The organism is Candidatus Kinetoplastibacterium crithidii (ex Angomonas deanei ATCC 30255) (assembly GCF_000319225.1).
Taxonomy (GTDB): Bacteria; Pseudomonadota; Gammaproteobacteria; order Burkholderiales; family Burkholderiaceae_B; genus Kinetoplastidibacterium; species Kinetoplastidibacterium crithidii_B.
The window spans coordinates 159,027-179,878 of record NC_019815.1 but is presented as its reverse complement, the minus strand read 5'-3'; the positions used below and the strand labels follow the sequence as shown (position 1 = coordinate 179,878).

The 20,852-nt window shown below is 30.6% G+C and carries 22 protein-coding genes; 9 read left to right on the top strand and 13 right to left on the bottom strand.

Features of this window, described 5'->3' with window-relative positions:
- Positions 1-12: 12 nt before the first annotated feature.
- The 8 genes from CKCE_RS00790 to rpmF all read right to left on the bottom strand — a co-directional run bounded on the left by CKCE_RS00790 (position 13) and on the right by rpmF (position 7,253).
- Positions 13-1,449, bottom strand: a complete 1,437-nt coding sequence (locus CKCE_RS00790; RefSeq protein ID WP_015238415.1) for a Do family serine endopeptidase — start codon at positions 1,447-1,449, stop codon at positions 13-15.
- A gap of 77 nt (positions 1,450-1,526) precedes the next feature.
- On the bottom strand, positions 1,527-2,756 hold the full coding sequence (gene fabF / locus CKCE_RS00785; protein WP_015238414.1) for a beta-ketoacyl-ACP synthase II: 1,230 nt from the start codon (positions 2,754-2,756) through the stop codon (positions 1,527-1,529).
- Between the two features lie 111 nt (positions 2,757-2,867).
- Entirely contained in the window at positions 2,868-3,107 is a 240-nt protein-coding gene (acpP, locus tag CKCE_RS00780) for an acyl carrier protein (protein WP_015238413.1), read from the bottom strand.
- A 177-nt stretch (positions 3,108-3,284) separates the two neighbouring features.
- Positions 3,285-4,022 (bottom strand): 3-oxoacyl-ACP reductase FabG, encoded by a 738-nt coding sequence (gene fabG / locus CKCE_RS00775; protein ID WP_015238412.1) that lies wholly within the window; start codon positions 4,020-4,022, stop codon positions 3,285-3,287.
- Positions 4,023-4,040: 18 nt separating this feature from the next.
- The gene (gene fabD, locus CKCE_RS00770; RefSeq protein WP_015238411.1) at positions 4,041-4,973 is read right to left on the bottom strand and encodes an ACP S-malonyltransferase; all 933 of its coding nucleotides are present in this window, start codon (positions 4,971-4,973) and stop codon (positions 4,041-4,043) included.
- 39 nt (positions 4,974-5,012) lie between these two features.
- On the bottom strand, positions 5,013-5,990 hold the full coding sequence (locus CKCE_RS00765; protein ID WP_015238410.1) for a beta-ketoacyl-ACP synthase III: 978 nt from the start codon (positions 5,988-5,990) through the stop codon (positions 5,013-5,015).
- A gap of 68 nt (positions 5,991-6,058) precedes the next feature.
- Positions 6,059-7,057 (bottom strand): phosphate acyltransferase PlsX, encoded by a 999-nt coding sequence (plsX, locus tag CKCE_RS00760; protein WP_015389122.1) that lies wholly within the window; start codon positions 7,055-7,057, stop codon positions 6,059-6,061.
- Between the two features lie 13 nt (positions 7,058-7,070).
- A complete protein-coding gene (gene rpmF / locus CKCE_RS00755; protein ID WP_041572078.1) occupies positions 7,071-7,253 on the bottom strand; it encodes a 50S ribosomal protein L32 in 183 nt (60 codons plus the stop codon).
- A gap of 242 nt (positions 7,254-7,495) precedes the next feature.
- Here rpmF and CKCE_RS00750 point away from each other — a divergent pair, with 242 nt between their 5' ends.
- On the top strand, positions 7,496-8,104 hold the full coding sequence (locus CKCE_RS00750; RefSeq protein WP_015238407.1) for a Maf family nucleotide pyrophosphatase: 609 nt from the start codon (positions 7,496-7,498) through the stop codon (positions 8,102-8,104).
- The gene (locus CKCE_RS00745) at positions 8,097-8,822 is read left to right on the top strand and encodes an SAM-dependent methyltransferase (RefSeq protein ID WP_015238406.1); all 726 of its coding nucleotides are present in this window, start codon (positions 8,097-8,099) and stop codon (positions 8,820-8,822) included. Before CKCE_RS00750 ends, CKCE_RS00745 begins: the two co-directional genes overlap by 8 nt.
- Here CKCE_RS00745 and CKCE_RS00740 read toward each other — a convergent pair.
- Positions 8,817-9,731: an RluA family pseudouridine synthase gene (locus tag CKCE_RS00740; RefSeq protein ID WP_015238405.1), complete on the bottom strand. Its 915-nt coding sequence runs from the start codon at positions 9,729-9,731 to the stop codon at positions 8,817-8,819. The two genes, CKCE_RS00745 and CKCE_RS00740, sit on opposite strands and share 6 nt — an antisense overlap.
- Positions 9,732-10,197: 466 nt before the next feature.
- Here CKCE_RS00740 and CKCE_RS00735 point away from each other — a divergent pair, with 466 nt between their 5' ends.
- Positions 10,198-12,687 carry an Rne/Rng family ribonuclease gene (locus CKCE_RS00735; RefSeq protein ID WP_015238404.1) on the top strand — a complete coding sequence of 830 codons (2,490 nt, stop codon included), beginning with the start codon at positions 10,198-10,200 and terminating at the stop codon, positions 12,685-12,687.
- A 59-nt stretch (positions 12,688-12,746) separates the two neighbouring features.
- On the opposite strand, the gene accD is transcribed toward CKCE_RS00735, so the two are convergent.
- The 4 genes from accD to pncB form a co-directional block, all read right to left on the bottom strand.
- The gene (accD, locus tag CKCE_RS00730) at positions 12,747-13,598 is read right to left on the bottom strand and encodes an acetyl-CoA carboxylase, carboxyltransferase subunit beta (RefSeq protein WP_015238403.1); all 852 of its coding nucleotides are present in this window, start codon (positions 13,596-13,598) and stop codon (positions 12,747-12,749) included.
- Between the two features lie 31 nt (positions 13,599-13,629).
- Positions 13,630-14,469, bottom strand: a complete 840-nt coding sequence (trpA, locus tag CKCE_RS00725) for a tryptophan synthase subunit alpha (protein ID WP_015238402.1) — start codon at positions 14,467-14,469, stop codon at positions 13,630-13,632.
- A gap of 6 nt (positions 14,470-14,475) precedes the next feature.
- Positions 14,476-15,675 carry a tryptophan synthase subunit beta gene (trpB, locus tag CKCE_RS00720; RefSeq protein WP_015238401.1) on the bottom strand — a complete coding sequence of 400 codons (1,200 nt, stop codon included), beginning with the start codon at positions 15,673-15,675 and terminating at the stop codon, positions 14,476-14,478.
- Positions 15,676-16,250: 575 nt separating this feature from the next.
- The gene (gene pncB, locus CKCE_RS00715) at positions 16,251-17,435 is read right to left on the bottom strand and encodes a nicotinate phosphoribosyltransferase (protein ID WP_015238400.1); all 1,185 of its coding nucleotides are present in this window, start codon (positions 17,433-17,435) and stop codon (positions 16,251-16,253) included.
- 99 nt (positions 17,436-17,534) lie between these two features.
- On the opposite strand from pncB, the gene fdxA reads away from it, so the two are divergent.
- From fdxA to CKCE_RS00685, 6 genes are read left to right on the top strand one after another with little or no spacing between them, the layout of a single operon-like run.
- Positions 17,535-17,858, top strand: a complete 324-nt coding sequence (gene fdxA / locus CKCE_RS00710) for a ferredoxin FdxA (protein WP_015238399.1) — start codon at positions 17,535-17,537, stop codon at positions 17,856-17,858.
- 6 nt (positions 17,859-17,864) lie between these two features.
- Positions 17,865-18,656, top strand: a complete 792-nt coding sequence (locus CKCE_RS00705) for a ferredoxin--NADP reductase (RefSeq protein ID WP_015238398.1) — start codon at positions 17,865-17,867, stop codon at positions 18,654-18,656.
- Positions 18,657-18,680: 24 nt separating this feature from the next.
- Complete coding sequence (locus CKCE_RS00700) at positions 18,681-19,310, top strand: RnfABCDGE type electron transport complex subunit B (protein ID WP_015238397.1); 630 nt, start codon at positions 18,681-18,683, stop codon at positions 19,308-19,310.
- Positions 19,311-19,323: 13 nt separating this feature from the next.
- The gene (gene nth, locus CKCE_RS00695; RefSeq protein ID WP_015238396.1) at positions 19,324-19,998 is read left to right on the top strand and encodes an endonuclease III; all 675 of its coding nucleotides are present in this window, start codon (positions 19,324-19,326) and stop codon (positions 19,996-19,998) included.
- 15 nt (positions 19,999-20,013) lie between these two features.
- Positions 20,014-20,574, top strand: coding sequence for an inner membrane-spanning protein YciB (locus tag CKCE_RS00690; protein WP_015238395.1), 561 nt, complete (start codon positions 20,014-20,016; stop codon positions 20,572-20,574).
- A 5-nt stretch (positions 20,575-20,579) separates the two neighbouring features.
- Positions 20,580-20,846 (top strand): BolA family protein, encoded by a 267-nt coding sequence (locus CKCE_RS00685; RefSeq protein ID WP_015238394.1) that lies wholly within the window; start codon positions 20,580-20,582, stop codon positions 20,844-20,846.
- Positions 20,847-20,852: the final 6 nt, after the last annotated feature.

Here is a 20,852-nt window from a genome sequence, read left to right as displayed (position 1 = left end):
CGTATATAACAACTAATCAGACAGCTTGATTGGCATCCAATGGGTCTGATCACCTCGACGAACTAATAACAAGAAAGTTTTTTTATTAGTTTTATTAAGAATATTAGTAAAATGACTAACATCTTTTATATTTTCATCATTGATAGCTATTAAAATATCATTAACTTTTAATCCTGCTTTTAATGATGGGCCACTCACACTTTTTACTAATACTCCACCGGATATACGTAAACTATCCTTCATTTCTTGCGAAAGATCTACAACTTCTAATCCAATTTTATTATTAACTTTCGCATATTTAAGACTTAAAGGGGTTGAATCATTGGAAATTTCACCAATTTTTACTTTTATATTAAGTTTTTTTCCTCTTCTTAAAATTTCAATTTCAGAAATTTTTCCAGGTTTTGTTTGACCTACAATCCGTGGTAAATCAGACCATTTTTTTATTTCTTCATTGTCAAATTTTAATACTACGTCACCAGCTTGAATACCAGCTTTATCTGCTGGACCTGAAATTTCAACATTAGTAACTAACGCTCCATGAGCTTTAGTTAAACCCAAACCATCTGCAACTTGCCTACTAACTTCAGATATCTGAACTCCAATACGGCCTCTTATAACTTTACCTGAAACTCTTAAATGTTGGACAACTCTCATTGCTTCATCTATAGGTATAGATAAAGAAATACCCATAAACCCACCACTTCTAGATACTATCTGTGAATTAATTCCAATCACTTCTCCTTTCAAATTTAATAAAGGACCACCGGAATTTCCAGGATTAACTGCAACATCAGTTTGTATAAAAGGTAAATACTCACCTGTATCACGACCTATTGCACTCACAATGCCTGCAGTAACTGTAGAATCAAGACCAAATGGCGATCCTATAGCTAATACCCATTGGCCTTTTTTTACTTTAGTAACATCACCTATTGGAATAGGATTTACATTTTTTACGTCAATTTTAAGCAATGCAATATCTGTTCTGTCATCTGCCCCTACCAAATTTGCAATAAACTCTCTACCGTCTGCTAAAGTAACAAGGATTTCACTAGCATCTGATGTAACATGGTTATTAGTTAAAATATAGCCATCGTTAGAAATAAAAAATCCAGAGCCTAAACCTTTAGGAGTTTTTTCATCTAAAGGCTGTTGATTATTACCATGAGGCAAAGAAGGCATATTTGGACCAAAAAACCACCTAAATACTTCATATGGATCGTTATTACCATGGAAAAATTCACTAATATTAGTCATTGTACGGATATTAACTACAGAAGAGTCTAATTTTTCTATGATTTGAGTGAAATCAGGCAAAGATACTAAATTTGAATTTCCATTATTATTATCATCTACTGCAAAAATATTATTTATACACGATAAATATAACAGTACAATAATAAAACAAAAAGATATTCTCTTACGAAATAAAATTATACTCTTCACAAAAAATCTCCAAGAGAATAAATTGTTATTAAAAACCTGTAAAACATAAGATTAAATGATGCAGCTAATAGTCATAACTATACTTTAGAAATAATTATTGTTCCATTAGTCCCACCGAATCCAAAAGAATTAGAAATAGCAAAATTAATATCTAAATCCCTTGCTTCATTAGCGCAGTAATCTAGATCACAAGATGGATCTTGATTAAAGATATTTATAGTAGGAGGAGATATACCATTATATAATGCCATGGTTGTAAAAACAGCTTCAACTCCACCAGCAGCTCCCAATAAATGACCTGTCATAGATTTGGTGGAATTAACTACCAGTTTTTTAGCATGCGAACCAAATACATGTTTTAAAGCTTCAGTTTCATTTTTATCGCCTAAAACAGTGGATGTTCCATGAGCATTAACATAATTAATAGAATCAAAGTTCAAAGAAGCATCTTTTAACGCATTCTGAATACCTTTGCTTGGACCATATTTATCTGGCGAGGTAATATGAAAAGCATCAGAACTCATTCCATAACCAATCAATTCCCCATATATACGAGCATCTCTCTTCTTAGCATGCTCATATTCTTCTAATATAAGAACACCAGCCCCTTCTCCGAGCACAAATCCATCTCTATCTATATCCCATGGACGCGAAGCTGTTTCCGGAGAATTATTACGAGTGGATAAAGCTCTCATAGCAGAAAAACCTCCTATACCCAATGGAGAAACTGTGGATTCAGCGCCACCTGCTAACATAACATCCGCATCACCGTAACTAATTATTCTGGCAGCACTGCCTATAGAATGCAAACCTGTAGTACAAGCAGAAACCACAGCATAACTAGGACCTTTAAATCCATATTCAATAGAAACCTGCCCAGAAATTAGATTAATTAAAGAAGCAGGAACAAAATAAGGGGATATTCTTTTTATACCTTTTTTTAAAACTTCTTTCTGAGTTTCTTCAATTCTTTGTAACCCACCTATGCCTGAACCGATTAAAACTCCTATCCTATCTGCATTTGCATCGTTAACTACCAACCCACTATCGTTCCAAGCCTGATTAGCTGCAGCAAAGCCATAATGAATAAAAGTATCCATATGACGGGACTCTTTTAAAGAAATATATTGTCCAATATCAAAATTAGATACTTCAGCGGCTATCTGACAAGGCATTTCAGAAGAATCAAATCTAGTTATCTTACCAACTCCGGAAACACCGCTAATAATATTTTTCCAAGCTGTTTCTAAATTGTTTCCTACTGGAGAAACTATACCAAGACCAGTAATAACAACACGTCGTTTCAAGCATAACTCCTTATATTTGGTGAAAACCAACACATGAAATCATTCATATATCACTTCAAATATAAAATATCATCTTCAATATATGAATTTATCATGCGCAACTATCATATACTAATGCTTATTACTACCAAGTATATAACTAATCGCTTGTTGTACTGTATTAATTTTCTCAGCCTCTTCATCCGGTATTTCAGTTTCAAACTCATCTTCAAGAGCCATGACTAACTCAACCATATCTAGTGAATCTGCTCCTAAATCTTCTACAAAGGATGAATCATCCTTAATATCAGAATCATTAACTCCAAGCTGCTCAGCGACAATCTTTTTGACTCGCTGTTCTATACTATCCATTAACCTATCTCCAAGTGTAAAAAAATAAGCAAACCATTTTTAAGCATAAAAACCTAATTACATTATATAAAACATATCTAATGAACTATAATAGGCAAACTCATAAATTATAATATCCTAAAACTATTTAGTATATTGTTATATACAATTCATCAAAATTTACAACAAAACATCTTATTAATTCATGTACATACCACCATTTATATGTAATGTTATACCACTAATGTAATCTGCTCTTGAACTAGCCAGAAAAGATACAGCATAAGCAACATCATCAACATGACCCAAACGCCCTGTAGGAATTTGTGATAACAAAGCATCTATATGGTTATGATTTAATGATTTCGTCATATCTGTATCTATGAAACCTGGTGCAATACAGTTTACGGTAATACCTCTGCTAGAAAATTCTTTAGCCAAAACACGTGAAAAAGCTTCTATTCCAGCCTTGGAAGCTGCATAATTAGCTTGACCAACATTACCTATTGAGCCAACAACAGACGTTATGTTAATAATACGGCCCCATTTAGACTTCATCATATGAGGTATAAATCTCTTTGATAGATAAAACACGCTACTAAGATTAGTATTAATTACATCATTCCAATCAGATTCTTTCATCCTAATAGACAAAGAATCTTTAGTAATACCTGCATTATTGACAAGAATATCTGGAAATATTTTCAATTCTGATAATTTTTTCATTAAAAGATCACAACTCTGAATGTTAGAAGCATCCAAAACTACCCCGCATCCAGAAAAAGGAGATAATTCTGAATTAATTTCTTCTGCTCCATCTATAGATCTTGAAGTTCCCACTACGAACACATTGTTATTCAGTAATTCCTTAACTATTGCTTTTCCTATACCCCTATTTGCACCAGTGACAAGAGCAACCTTACCTTTCAAATCCATAATCGATACCACACAACATTAATGAAAAAAATTTAAACTATCATCTAAAGATTTTGGATCCTTAATTGATGTAACAGATAAATTGGAATCTATTCTTTTTATAAAGCTAGATAAAACACTACCAGGACCAAATTCTATAATATTAGTAATACCTAAGGCAGACATTTTATTTATAATTTCAATCCAACGTACTGGCTTCCAAACCTGACGAATTAAAGCATCTTTAATTTCAAATGGATTTCTATAAATAGAAACATCTACATTATTAATAACATCAATCTTTGGAACAGAAAAATTAACATTATCAATAAAATCTGATAATGTTAACGCGGCAGGCTTAAGCAAAGAAGAATGAAATGGCGCAGAAACTGGCAATAGAACAGTTTTCTTAGCTCCACTATTTTTTGCTTCATTACATACTTTATCTACAGCATCTTTATGACCTGCTATTACTGTCTGAACAGGAGAATTGAAATTAACAGCTTCAACTATACAACCGTTAATACTACTCGACCGGCAAATAGATATTACTGTTTCTGGATTAAGACCAATGATGGCAGCCATAGCACCGAATCCAATAGGAACAGCTGACTGCATAGCTTCAGCACGAATTCTAACCAAACGCAAAGCATCTTCAAATAATATAGACTCAGCTGCAACTAAGGCTGTATATTCTCCTAAACTATGCCCAGCCATTAAAATTGGCATGCCTCTACCAAAAGATTTCCAAAAAGAAAAATACGCAAAACCTATTGCTAACATAATTGGCTGAGTGTTTATCGTAAGATTCAAATCTTCAAGTGGACCATTCTTTATCAAGTAATTCACATCTTGATCTAATACATCAGAAGCTAAAGAAATAACATCTTTAATAATATGATTGTCATTCCAAACATCTAACATCCCTAAAAACTGAGAACCTTGCCCAGGGAAAACAAAAGCAGTCTTCATAAACTTTAAAAATATTTATATTTAACAAAAATATGTATATTAAACTACAGCAAGTATAGAACCACATGTAAAACCACCACCTACACCTTGCATTAGAACTACATCACGCTCCTTAATTCTACCGTCTTTCCTAGCATAATCAAAAGCAAGAGGAATACTAGCTGCAGATGTATTAGCATGTTTATCTACAGTAATTATAAACTTATCATTCGGAATACCTAATTTATGACCAAGTGCATTCATAATTCTAATATTCGCTTGATGAGGAACAAACCAGTCAATACTTTCCAACGGAAAATTTGATTTTTTACAAATATTACGAGCAGAGATTTCTAGAAAATTAATTGCCTGTTTAAAAACAGCCTGACCATCCATTCTTATAAAAGGATCACCTACAATAGCAGAATTATTAAAATGGCTACCTACACTAAGAATGCTAGAATAATCTCCATTAGCTTGTAAATCTACTGATAATATACCAGAATGTAAATCGCCAGACTCTGATAGAACAAAAGCCCCAGCACCATCACCAAATAAAACACATGTTTTCCTATCATTCCAATCTATAATTCTAGAAAATATCTCTGATCCAATTACCATGATGTTTTTTGCAAATCCAGAACTAATAAAGCTATTCGCCACAGACAATGCATAAACAAAACCACTACAAGCTGCCTGTATGTCAAATGCTGATGCTGAATATGCTTGAATATTTGCTTGAACCAAACAAGCAGTACTAGGAAAAACATTATCTGGAGTAGAGGTAGCTACTATTATCATATCTAATTCAGATGATTTTATATCCGCATCCAACAAAGCTAATTTAGCTGCTTCCCCAGCCATATAACTAGTTGTGAGATTTTCTGCTAGATGTCTCTGACAAATACCAGTGCGCTGTATAATCCATTCATCAGAAGTTTTTATTCCTTTTGAATTCAAGGTAGCTGCTAATTCTTCATTAGAAACAATTTTTTCAGGCAAAAAAGAACCGGACCCTACAATCCTTGCATTCCCCATATATATCTCTGCAAAATTATTTAACTCTATAAAAATATATTAATGCGCTCAAAATACTATCAAATTCTCTATCTGTTAATATTTATAGAAATATTATTTATTAAGCCGTTTAATACCGCTTCACGAGTGCGACGTAAAGCATAATGGAAAGAAACTATATCTGCAGAACCATGGCTTTTAAAAACTACACCTTTCAACCCAAGCAAAGATGCACCATTATAACGCCTATTGTCCATTCTTCTTTTCAAGTTATTTAAAACAGGTTTTGCCATAATACTTGCAAATAAAGATAATAAATTTTTCTTAAATTCTTCTTGCATAGTAACAGAAAACATTTTAGCTAAACCTTCTATAGACTTAAGAACTATATTTCCAACAAAGCCATCACATACCACTATATCTACAACTCCATTAAAAATATCATTTCCTTCAACATTTCCATAAAAATTTAAATCACTTGAAGATAACAGGTCGAAAGTGCTTTTGGTTAAACTATTACCTTTTATTAATTCTGAGCCAACATTTAATAAACCTATACTTGGATTAATCACACCATCAATACTCTTTATTAAAGCAGTACCCATCATAGCAAATTGCAACAAATTTTCAGGCGAACAATCTACATTTGCTCCAAGATCTAATATTGTTGTTGATTTTCCGGTCTGATTAGGTATAGATGCAGCTATAGCAGGCCTATCTATACCTTCCAATGTTTTCAAAACATATTTTGAAATAGCCATCCAAGCTCCTGTATTCCCAGCAGAAATACAAGCATCAGCCAATTTGTTTTTAACACTATGAGCTGATAAATGCATAGATGATTTCTTTTTTTTCCTAAGAGCTACATCAACAGAATCATTCATCCCAATACTTTCTTCAGAATGAATTATTTCGATCCTATTAAATGGTACGTTATGAATTTTATCCAAACAGCTCTTTATTAAATCATCGCTACCCACTAAAAAAACAGAAGTGTCACAATACTTCTTAATAAAAGAAACTGAAGCCGGTACAGTAACAGGCAATCCAGCATCTCCTCCCATACAATCGATAGCTATTTTTATCACAGTGTATAGGTATTTAATTGTTTTCTTTTACTGCTAAAACCTTTTTACCTCTATAAAACCCATTTGGACTGATATGATGACGCAAGTGAATTTCCCCAGTCTTAGAGTCAACAGAAGTAGAAACAGGACTGATAAAGTCATGGGACCTATGCATTCCTCTTTTAGAAGGTGATTTTTTATTTTGTTGAACAGCCACGACAGCTCCTATAAAAAAATATGATATATAGTATACTACTAGCAATAACATACTGTTTAATAACCTAACGGAATATTAACATATTTGTATTAGGTACTTTATAAAAAAATTTCATGTACATATGAAATGATGAAATAATGACCAATTACTATAAAATAAAAAATTATATCAACATTTAAACTACATGTTATTACATAAATATGACTAAAAATCTATAAATAGAAAAATATTGCATCAAATCTATGAAAAAAATTAATCAGCCACTAATTCTAGCATCAAGTTCAAAATATCGTAAAGAACTTTTATCGAGGTTAAAAATACCTTTTATTTGCATATCACCTGAAATAAATGAAACAGCTCTGGATAAAGAAACGATAACAGAAACTTCTATGAGACTAGCATTAATGAAAGCAAAAAAAGTTTCAGAACTAAATCATAATTGCATTGTTATTGGATCTGATCAGGTCGCAGGTGATGGTACACGTCACATTGGAAAGCCAGGAAACTTCTCTGCAGCAAAAAAACAATTAGAATTCATGTCAGGAAAAAACATATTTTTTAGCAACTCAATAGCCGTAACAAATGGTATAACGACTAGAACAGCAACAACACTAGTAAAATGTAAATTCAAAAATCTAGATGCGTTAACTATAAAAAAATATTTAGAAATAGAAAAGCCTTTTGATGTAGCAGGAAGCGTTAAATCCGAAGGATTAGGAATAATTTTATTAGAAAAAATATACAGTGATGATCCTACTGCTATTTTAGGGTTGTCTATTATACAGTTGACTAATATCCTAAAAGAGTTTCATATAGATCCACTACTTGCAGAACATGACTCAAATGAATAGAAAATTACATTTAATACCAGTGCCTATAGGTAGCAATTTGATCAGTTATTCTATTCCAATAGAAACATTAAAATTATCATCCATTTTAAAAACATATATAGCAGAAAATGCAAGAACAGCTCGATCTTTTTTAAAACAAATACATTCAAAGTATCCTTTAAATGAAATAACTATTTATACAATAACAAACAAAACACAAGATTCTGAAATAGAAAAGTGGTTATCACTAGAAAATATAGGGGACATAGGACTAGTTTCAGAAGCTGGGTGTCCTGCTATAGCTGACCCCGGGTCGCAAGTAGTAAGAGTTGCACACAATATGGGGATACAGATAAAACCTTATGTTGGCCCTTCCTCCATAATATTAGGCCTAATGTCAAGCGGACTAAATGGACAAAATTTTGCTTTCAGAGGATATGCACCAAAAAAACAAGAAGAAAGAATAAAAACAATAGCCCATTGGGAAAAAGAGTCGCTTACAAATAATCAAACACAAATTTTGATAGAAACACCTTACCGTAATACTCACTTATATGACAGTTTAATTAACACTCTAAACCAAAATACAAAACTTTGCGTTGCAAGCTCACTAAATTCAATGGATGAAGAAATTAAAACACTTAACATCAAACAATGGAAAGCGCAAGAATACCCAAATATTCATAAAAAACCAACAATATTTCTCTATATGGCAGATAATTTTTTTAAAAAATCATAAGCCTAAATTTAGTACATCTAATATGCTATCACATTCAACAGGCATACAAGACTCTAATTCAATCATTTCCTTAGTCAAAGGATGCAGGAATTTTAAACCATATGCATGTAAAAACATTCTTTTAAATCCATGTTGGATACAAAATGAATCATATTCTTTTGAACCATACTTGCTATCACCTATGATTGGAAAACCACTATGTGATAAATGAACTCTAATCTGATGTGTACGACCACTAAGTATTTCTACGTTTAGTAAACTATAATCACCATAATGTCTTATTAAATCAACAATTGTATGCGCATATTGCCCTTCTGGACTTACAACAACTCTTCTTTCGCCTGATTTTGTAACATATTTTTTCAATGGAAGTTTAATATGTTGCCTTTTGTTCAACCATTTACCCTTAACTAAAGCAATATATTTTTTGTGGCATAAAGATTCTCTGAACATTTTATGGAATTCTAATAAACAACTCCTTTTTTTTGCAACTATCAATAAACCAGAAGTATCTCTATCTAGTCTATGAACTAATTCTAAAAATGTACCTTTTTTATAACATGCTCTCAATTGTTCTATCACTCCAAATAAAATACCACTACCACCATGGACTGCTATTCCACATGGTTTGTCTATAACAAAAAAATTATCATCTTCATAAACAATAGAAAATTTTATTTTAGGAAAAGTAACATTTGTATCTGCTTGTGGTAATCTTAAATTAGGTAATGAAACTACATCTTTAGCTAGTAATTTATAATCAACTTTTGATTTCTTATTATTAATTTTAATATTGCCTTTGCGAATAATTTTATAAATATGACTTTTAGGAACACCTTTTAAAATCTTTAATAAAAAATTATCTAACCTTTGACCTTCATTATCTATATCAATATTTATATTTTTCACAATAAAAGTAATTATAGTTATCAAAGTATCTTTGCTAGTAACAGAAAGAGACTTATAATTAGAGGAATACCTATAAAGATGATAATTAGAAAACTGTTATCTTAAATTAAAATATAATAAGATACAGTAAATCAAATTTAATAGGTTCTATATTAATACTGATGCATTTACCAGTAAATATTTTAAATATAAATGTTTTGTGTGTACATAATAAAATTTGTTATACACAATCCTTAGCAAATATAAGAGAATAAAATCAAGTAAAACAAGCTATCAATTTATCTGAATAAAATAAAGGAAAACAAAAAATAAATATTCTTATTTTTAACAAAAAAAATAATATGTTAATTATAAATCATAAATAATGAATAGAAGTTAATTTGATCTTTAATATCTACATGATATGTAGCAGAAATTAAGATAGTGTTTAGTATTGTTTTTAATGGTAACGGAGAAAATACCACTCATGAAAAGAATGTTATTTAACGCAACACACCCTGAAGAAATACGTGTTGCAATTGTAGATGGACAAAAACTAGTAGATTTAGATATAGAAACGTCTAACCGTGAACAACGTAAAGGTAATATATATAAAGGAGTTGTAACAAGAATAGAACCTGGTTTAGAAGCATGTTTCATAAACTATGGAGAAGATAAACATGGATTCCTACCATTTAAAGAAATAGCGAAGAGTTATTTTAGAGATGGAATAGATTTTAGAAACACAAGAATTCAAGATGCCATAAAAGATGGTCAAGAATTAATTGTTCAGGTAGAAAAAGAAGAAAGAGGTAATAAAGGAGCTGCTCTTACTACATTTATATCATTGGCTGGCAGATATTTAGTACTAATGCCTAATAACCCTAGAGGCGGAGGTGTATCTAGACGTATAGAAGGAGAAGAACGTCAAGAGTTAAAAGACATAATGGAAAAACTAGATGTGCCTAATGGAATGAGCATAATAGCAAGAACAGCTGGAATTGGTAGAACTATTGAAGAACTTCAGTGGGATTTATCATATCTACTTCAACTATGGAATGCGATAGACCAGGCAGCTAAAGAAAATAATTCCCCCGTACTTATATACTTAGAATCTAGTCTAATTATCAGGGCAATAAGAGATTATTTTTCACCAGATATTAATGAAATTTTAATTGACAATCAAGAAATTGTTAAGCAAGCTAAAGCATTTATGAGCGTTGTAATGCCTGATAATGTACAATGTGTCAAAGATTATCAAAATGAAATACCATTATTTTCAAGATTTCAAATAGAACATCAAATAGAAACAGCATATTCTAGAATGATTCAATTGCCATCTGGTGGATCTATTGTAATTGACCATACTGAAGCTTTAGTTGCAATAGATGTAAATTCTGCAAAATCAACAAGAGGAGCAGATATAGAAGAAACTGCCTTAAGAACCAATCTCGAAGCTTCTGAAGAAGTTGCGAGACAATTAAGGTTAAGAGATCTTGGCGGTCTTATAGTAATTGATTTCATAGATATGGAAGATATTAAAAATCAAAAAAATGTTGAACAAAAACTTAGAGAAGCATTAAGAGTCGATAGAGCAAGAGTTCAAATTGGGAAAAAAATATCAAAATTTGGATTAATAGAACTATCAAGACAGAGACTACGCCCAGCGTTAAATGAAGGATCACATATAACATGTCCTAGATGTACTGGGATTGGCGTTATTAGAGATACTGAATCTAGTGCCCTACAAGTATTGAGGCTAATTCAAGAAGAAGCAATGAAAGATGCTACTTCAGCAGTATATGCACAATTACCAGTAGATGTTGCCACTTATTTATTAAATGAAAAAAGAAATGATATAAACAACATTGAACTGCAACTAAATATAAAACTTGTTCTAATACCAAATAAGTATTTTGAAACACCTCATTATAATATAGAAAGAATAAAAAATGATGATCCAAAACTAGAAGAACACAAAACAAGTTTTAATTTAGTAGAAATACCAAACAATAACTTAATATGGAACATACCAGAATCAGAAGAAAAACATAGGCCTGAAGCCTTAATAAAAGATAGCACTCCTAAAAAGCCAGCTCCAATAGTATCAAATATCAAATATAAATCCTTGAATAATTCTAATGTTAGTAAAAATATATTCAAAAAAATATTTTCCTGGATAAATTTATTCAATAAAAAAGAAATAACTCCAGAAAACCAACATAATAATCATAAAGCATCTCTACATGAACAACACAACTCAAAACATAGAAATGAAAAAAAATATAATTATAAAAATAAAAATCAAAGCAAATTACTACAAGAAAAACAACAGATAAATTCTATAGATACATATAATGAAAATTTAAATAAGCTAGAAGAGGATTATCTTTTATCTAAAAAAGACAAGAACAAAACTAAACGTGATAACCAAATAAACCTTGTAGAGAATAAAATTCTAGACCATGATGACAAAAAAACTGATGCTTTAGATCAGAATAATTTGATAACAAGTAATGGCGATAATGATAAAAAACCAAATATCCGCAGAAGAAATAATGGTTATAGAAAAAATCAGAAAAATTTTAATATGTCTAAAAATTCGAAAGAATTATCTAATTCTCATGAAATAGATAATATAGACAGAACTCTTTCTTCTGAAGATAACATTAACAATATTGATGCTCAGAAAAATATAGAAAAAATGACATCTACTACTAATAAAGTTGAAGATAATATAATAAGAACAACAGTAGCTATAAATAATTTAGATCTAGAATATTCAAAGACAAAACAGGATACTGTAGCTACTACTAGTCACCACACAAAAAATCTTCAAATGGTAGAAACTAATTGCCAATCTACTAATGAGCAAACTAATGATGTTAAACCAGAAGTTAATAAAAGACTTTATACAAAAAATACAACAAACTATAAAATAAAGAAACAACTAACACAGGTAGAAACTAAAAATTAAAAATAGAGACTATAGCATCTGTAATAAATTACAGATGCTACAGTCTCATGCTTGAATAATTATTTTACTAAAATTGATAATAGATTATAAATTGTTTCTTTTAATTTTCTTCTATCAACAACCATGTCTATGGCACCTTTATCTAGTAAAAATTCTGCTCTCTGAAATCCTTCAGGTAATTTTTCTCTAACAGTTTGCTCTATAACTCTAGGCCCTGCAAATCCTATTAGGGCCTTAGGCTCAGCGATTACAACATCACCCATAAAAGCAAAGCTAGCAGAAACACCACCCATAGTAGGATCAGTAAGAACACTAATAAAAGGTAGTTTGGCAGCAGATAAAGAAACTAACATAGCATTAGTTTTAGACATCTGCATCAATGAAAATAAACTCTCTTGCATTCTTGCTCCGCCAGATGCAGATACACATATAAATGGCATAGAATGCTCTATAGCATGCTGCACAGCTAACTTAAAACGCTCGCCAACTACTGAGCCCATAGAACCACCCATAAACGCAAATTCAAAACAAGCTAAAACAACTGGCATTCTACTTATACAACCAGACATTACAAGTAACGAATCTGTTTCCTTTGTCTGTTTTATAGCATCATTTAATCTGTCGCTATATTTTTTTGTATCCTTAAATTTCAATATATCAACAGACCTTATATTGCCACCTATCTCAAAACGCCCTTCTGAATCCAACAAAGAATCTATTCTTGCTCTTGACCCCATACGCATATGATAACTACATTTTGGACAAACGTATAAACTAGCAATCAAATCTTCGTTATATAAGACTGAATCGCAAGAAGCACATTTGCACCACAAACCCTGTGGAACACGTCTAGCACCACTATCATTAGATTTACTAATTCTTGGAGGTAGAATTTTTTCTAGCCAACTCATATTATATATAGCAGAAAAATAAAATAAAGAATCATATACTATCAAGAGACTTTCTTATATTAGATATCCAATCACTAGCAGCTGATATAGCTGCATTATCCTTATTTCCAACAATTTCATTATTAGCTGCTTCGTGCATTATTTCTATAATTTTACTTCCTATTACTACTGCATCAGCACAACTACCAATCTGTTTGGCACTCTCAGCATCTCTGATACCAAAACCAACTCCAACTGGAATATTGATATATTTTCTAATTAACTGTAATTTCTCAGCCACCTCTTCAGCATTCAGTTTTTTAGAACCAGTAACTCCACGCAAGGAAACATAATATACATAACCATTCGCAATCTTAGATATTTTTTTTATGCGATCTTCTCCAGATGTAGGAGAAAGCAAAAAAATCATATTTATCCCTACATCACTAAGCATTTTTGAAAAATCATCAGATTCTTCAGGAGTATAATCAACTACTAATACCCCATCTACTCCAGCAGTTTGCGCCAACTTAGCAAATTGTTTTTGCCCAATACTCTCTATTGGATTAGCATATCCCATGAGAACAACTGGTGTTATTTTGTCATGAATACGAAACTCCTCTACTGAAGTTAATATCTTTTTTAAAGTCATGCCATTTTTTATAGCTCGTTCGGAAGCTTTTTGTATTACAGGTCCATCTGCCATAGGATCAGAAAAAGGTATTCCAATTTCTAAAATATCTGCCCCACTTTTTGCTAAGCTATGCATCAAAGGAACAGTAGAATTGATTGAAGGGTCACCAGCCGTAACATATGTAACGAGAGCTGACTTACGACCATTACTAACCATGCTAGAAAAAAATGATTCAATGCGATTTATTTTTGTGTTCATAATTTTTTATAATAAAATACCAGAACGTTCGGCAACTGTATGCATATCTTTGTCACCACGACCAGATAAATTAACAAGAATGATACTATCTTTTGAAAGAGAAGGTGCCATTTTGACGGCTTGAGCAATTGCATGAGATGATTCTAAGGCAGGCATAATGCCTTCAATACGACAACAATCATGAAAAGATTTCAACGCTTCATCATCAGTAATACCCACATAATTAGCTCTCCCTATTTCCTTTAGCCAAGCATGCTCTGGACCAACTCCAGGATAATCCAATCCAGCTGATATAGAATGAGTCTCTGTTATTTGACCATCCTCATTTTGAATTACATATGTTCTGTTACCATGCAAAACACCTACCTTGCCAGCTATTAAAGAAGCTGAATGCAAACCTGTATCTATACCAGATCCAGCTGCTTCCACCCCTATTAATTGAACATTTTCATACGGAATATATGGGTGAAATATACCTATAGCATTCGAGCCACCACCTACTGCAGCAATAACATAATCAGGTTGACGACCTGCATATTTAGGCATCTGACAAATACTTTCTTTACCTATTACAGTTTGAAAATCTCTGACCATGCGCGGATAAGGATCAGGTCCTGCCACAGTACCAATAATATAAAAAGTATCATCTACATTGGTAACCCAATCTCTCATTGCCTCATTTAAAGCATCCTTCAATGTACATGAACCAGAATTAACTGGTATTATACTTGCTCCCAATAATTTCATTCTATATACATTAGAAGCTTGCCTCTTAACATCTTCACTACCCATATAAACAACGCATTCCATGCCATAACGAGCAGCAACAGTCGCTGTAGCAACCCCATGCTGTCCAGCACCAGTCTCTGCTATAATACGTCGCTTATTCATTCTTTTAGCGAGTAACGCTTGCCCTATACAATTATTGACTTTGTGTGCTCCAGTATGATTTAGGTCTTCTCTTTTAAACCATATTTGCGCCCCACCCAACAGTTCCGACCATCTCTTAGCATGATATACAGGGCTAGGTCTGCCAACAAAATGTTTTAATTCATTTTCAAACTCTTCAACAAAAAATAAATCATTACGGTATTTATCATAATTGAAACGTAATTCAGCTAATGGATGCATTAACGTTTCAGAAACAAAGAGCCCACCATATTGACCAAAATGGCCATTATCATCAGGGTAATTATACTTTAACAAGAAAGTTCTCCACTATTACTAATAAAAATTATTATTAACAACTTAAATAAAACTAATAATTGTAATTCTACATCAAGTTATAAGAAATTGTGAATTAATAAAATATTATGCTCTAAATACAATATATCAATAACATTTATAAGAACTAAAATTACTTTAATTAACTCGTGCCTTTACTTATAAAATACTCTATATTGATGGTTAAACAAAGAAACTTCTATTCCAAAATTAATATCGTTTATACTTCAAGGCATAATACTCATATTTCTTTAAAAATTCATAACTGTTAATAGCCATTTGACTTAAAATACAATCTCAAAAATAATAATTAATTAGCATTGAAATTGAATGGAAATAAAAAATTATTTTATATCTTTGTAAACATAAAAATTGTCTAAACAATTACTTAATTTGTCATCTGTTTGTCATCTGTTTGTCATCTGTTGTAACATTTCCGATCATAGAGAGTACCATTAAGTAACAAATTATTCACGAGAAATGAATAATATTTAAATCAAGATAAAAATTTTAATATTTTTACAATATATTTCTTTATAAGAATCTATAAAGAATGATTAGCTTGATCTAATATCAGGTAAATTAAAAACTTTTCTTAAATAAAATAGATAGTCTGGATCATCACACATTATTTTTTCTGGAGCATCAGAAATCTTTGCAACTGGCTGATCATTACAACGAACCATTTTCATAACGATTTGCAAAGGTTTAAAACCAAGATCATTTGTTAGATCTGTTCCTATACCAAAAGTAAGTTTACATGCGTTAGAAAAATATCTTGTTAGTTCAATAGCTTTAGGAAAAGTCAAAGAATCTGAAAAAATCAATGTCTTATTTCGAGCATCTATTCTATTTTTTCTATAATGTTCTAAAATTCTATTACCCCAAATAAATGGATCTCCAGAATCATGACGAACACCATCAAATAATTTGCAAAAATATAAATCAAAATCTCTTAAAAAAGCATCTATTCCATAAACATCTGATAATGCTATTCCTAAATCACCCCTATACTCCTTAGCCCAAATTTCAAATGCAAAAACCTGAGAGTCTCTTAATCTCGGACCTAATGACTGACAAGCTTGCAAATATTCATGACCCATTGTTCCTAATGGCAACACTCCATGTTTCTTAGCCAACATAACATTACTGGTTCCAGCAAAATTATGGAACATATCATTTTTCATAGTATCTACAACTTCTTCATGCCAACTCTTAGAAAAGCGACGTCTTGTGCCATACTCAGCTACTCTTAAATCAACTAAGCTACAATCTTTCAAAACCAAATTAATTTTTGATTTTAGTCTATTTCGTCCTTCATCCAAATTTAAATTATTACTATTATGACGAAAATAAACTTCATTAACTATTGCTAAAACTGGTATTTCAAACAAAATAGTATGTAACCATGGACCTTTTACGCTAATACTAATTTCACCTATATTATTACTTTCTTCAACTGAAATACATTTTTTAGGAAGGTAAAACAATCTTAGGAAATCTATGAAGTCGCTTTTGATAAATCTTAAATTACCTAAATAACTTAGTTCGTCTTCAGAAAACCTTAAGGAACAAAGATGGTTAATTTCTTCTCTTATTTCATCAATATATGGACATAAATTAATCCCTGTAGTTCTACATTTATAACGATACTCTACATAGGCAGCAGGGAAATGGTGTAAAACCACTTGCATCATACTAAATTTATATAAATCTGTATCAAGTAAAGATTCTATTATCATGGCTCTGTTATAAAAAACTTTTTTTAATATAATTAAAAGTTTACACTAACATGTTTAAACATATTGAAACAAATTATTTATATCATAGGAGGTACATAAATGACACATGTAGTTACAGAAAACTGCATTAATTGCAAATATACCGATTGCGTTGATGTTTGCCCTGTTGATTGTTTTAAGGAAGGCGAAAATTTTTTAGTAATCGATCCAGATGAATGTATAGATTGTGCAGTTTGTGTACCTGAATGCCCTGCAAATGCAATTTTCTCTGATGAAGATTTACCAGAAGATCAAAAAATTTTTCTTTCTATAAACCAAGAACTATCAAAAACATTTAAAAATATTACCAGGTCAAAACCATCATTAAAAGACGCAGATAAATGGAAAGATATAAAAGGAAAAATAAAATATCTAAAACGCTAAATAATTATGATAGAAGCAAAATTAAGCAAAAACTATACATCTCAAATTATTGAGAATATCAAAATATGGAAAAATGATAGTTTATTTTCCATAAAAACCACCAAAGATGCAAGTTATAATTTCCAACCAGGTCAATTTGCTCGTCTTGGTCTCATAAACCAAAATAACAATACATTAATATGGAGAGCATATTCAATAGTAAGTGCTCCTCATGAAGATTTTTTAGAATTTTACTACACTATAATCAATAAGGGAGAATTTAGCAAAATTTTATTAAATCTAAAAGAAAATGATAATATATTTATAGAAAAAAAAGCATATGGGTTCTTAACGATAAATCAATTTGTTGGACCAAATATAAAGAAAAAAAATAATAAACTTTGGCTTATAGCTACAGGAACAGGTTTATCTGCTTATATTTCAATATTACGAGACCATAAAACCTGGAAATATTTTGACAAAATTTTTTTAATACATAGCACCAAGTTTTTAGATGAATTGTCATATAAAAAAGAATTAGAGATTTTATCAAAAACAAACAAAAGATTTAAATATTTACCAGTAACAACAAGAGAAAAATCATCAACTATATCAGAAACAAGAATTACATCCTTAGTTATGAGTGGTAATTTAGAAACATTAACAAAAGAAAAATTAGACCCAGAGTCTTCCAAAATAATGCTGTGTGGCAATCCTACAATGGTATTGGAAATGCGTAAAATACTATATGATAGAGGATTCTATACATCAAAACAGCATATTACTGGTAATCTTGCTATGGAACGTTATTGGATCTGATTTTATAAAAACAAATAATAAAGAATGATAAACAAAGAAAAATTACTAGATATAATTGATGCAATCCTACCCCAAACACAATGTGGTAAATGCGGATATCAAGCTTGCAAACCTTATGCAGAAGCTTTGTCCAATGGAGATGCAAAAATAAATCTTTGTCCCCCAGGTGGCGATAAAGTCATATACAAGCTAGCTACCATTTTAAATCAACAAATAATACCACTTGATAATTCAAGAGGTAAATATGTCGGCTATAAAAGAGCAATTATAGATGAAAATATATGTATAGGATGTACAATATGCATAAATAAATGTCCAGTTGATGCAATAATTGGAGCTGCAAAAAAGATGCATTCTATAGTTCAAGATTGGTGTACTGGCTGTGAACTTTGCCTTGATCCATGTCCTGTTGATTGCATAGAAATGGTTCCAAGCAATAAATCATGGACACAAAAAGATGCAGACAATTCCAGAATAAGAAGAGAAAAACATCAAAATAGAGTCAAGCCAAAAACATCTATGGATATACATTTAACAGAGATAATCAATAATAACAATAATTTCGATATTGATAATAACAGCAATTCTCTAAAAGACAAAATGAGTTTAATAAATCAAATTACTCGCAAAGCAAAAGAAAAAAGAAACAAATAAATTTATATCTACAATGGAAAAAGAAAAAATAATTAGTATTTTCGAGCGTTTTCAAAACACAACTCCAAATCCAAAAACAGAACTCGAATACAATTCTGCTTTCCAGTTGTTGGTAGCAGTTATTTTATCAGCACAATCAACTGATAAATCTGTAAACGCTGCAACAAAACATCTATTCTTAAACTATGGAACACCAAAATCATTAATAAAACTAGGTGTTTCAGGAATAGAGTCTTATATAAAAAGTATAGGATTATATAAATCAAAATCAAAAAATATTTTTAATACATCTACAATTATAGATGAATGCTTCAATGGACAAGTTCCTGGAAATAGAAAAGATTTAGAACTCCTACCTGGAGTAGGAAGAAAAACAGCAAACATAATATTAAACATAATATTCCAACAACCAACAGTTGCAGTTGATACACATGTATTTAGAGTTTCAAATAGAACTGGCCTAGCAAAAGGTGAGAATGTTGTGGAAGTTGAAAAAAATCTGCTAAATAACATACCAAAAGAATATTTACAAAATGCTCACCATTGGTTAATTATTCTTGGTAGATATACTTGCAAAAAAAAATCACCAAAATGTCATTTATGTTTAATAAAAGATATATGTGAATATGACAAGAAATCAAATATAAATATAATGCATGTATCTAAAAGCTTAAAAAAACAATCTTAATATTAGGACAAATAAGTGAATAAAATTATTATAGACATATTTCCAATATCTGTTTTCTTCTTATCTTATAATTATACAAATGATATATACATCGCTACAAAAATTTTAGTTTTACTATGTATACTACAATTAATATTTCTGAAATTACAAAAAAACAAAACAGATAATATAATGGTATTAAGTACATTATTAGTGATAATAATGGGTACAGCTACAGTAGTATGTAGAAATGATTTCTTTATAAAACTAAAACCAACCATAATATATCTAGGTTTTGCTATATCAATGTTAATAGCAAATGTATTTTTTAAAAAAAATTTAGTTTACATAGTCCTACATAAGAAAATTAAATTACCAATTAAAGTATGGAATAATCTAAATGTTTCATGGATTTGTTTTTTTGTAATGCTTAGCCTATTAAATTCATTTGTTGCTTTTTCAGGTTTATTTACTCAAAAAACATGGGTAAATTTTCGAACATTTGGAATATTATCAATATTACTTACATACGCTTTTATACAATTACTATTAATAAGAAAACATATTAAACATAAATATTTAACAAATAAAGAATAGAAAATATGAAAGAACAAAACGAAAATACATTAGTAAGTCTAATAAAAAATAGATTAACTGTTTTACAACCAAGTTTTTTAGAAGTAATTGACCTATCTGACTTACATAAAAACCATAATAAACCAGAAAATTCTGGGCATTATAAAGTCATAATAAAATCTGATAAGTTTATAAATATATCTAAAATAGAACAACATAGGACAGTATATAAATGCCTAGAAGATTTAATACCATCACCAATACATGCTATTATTTTAGAAACAAAAAATTAACATATA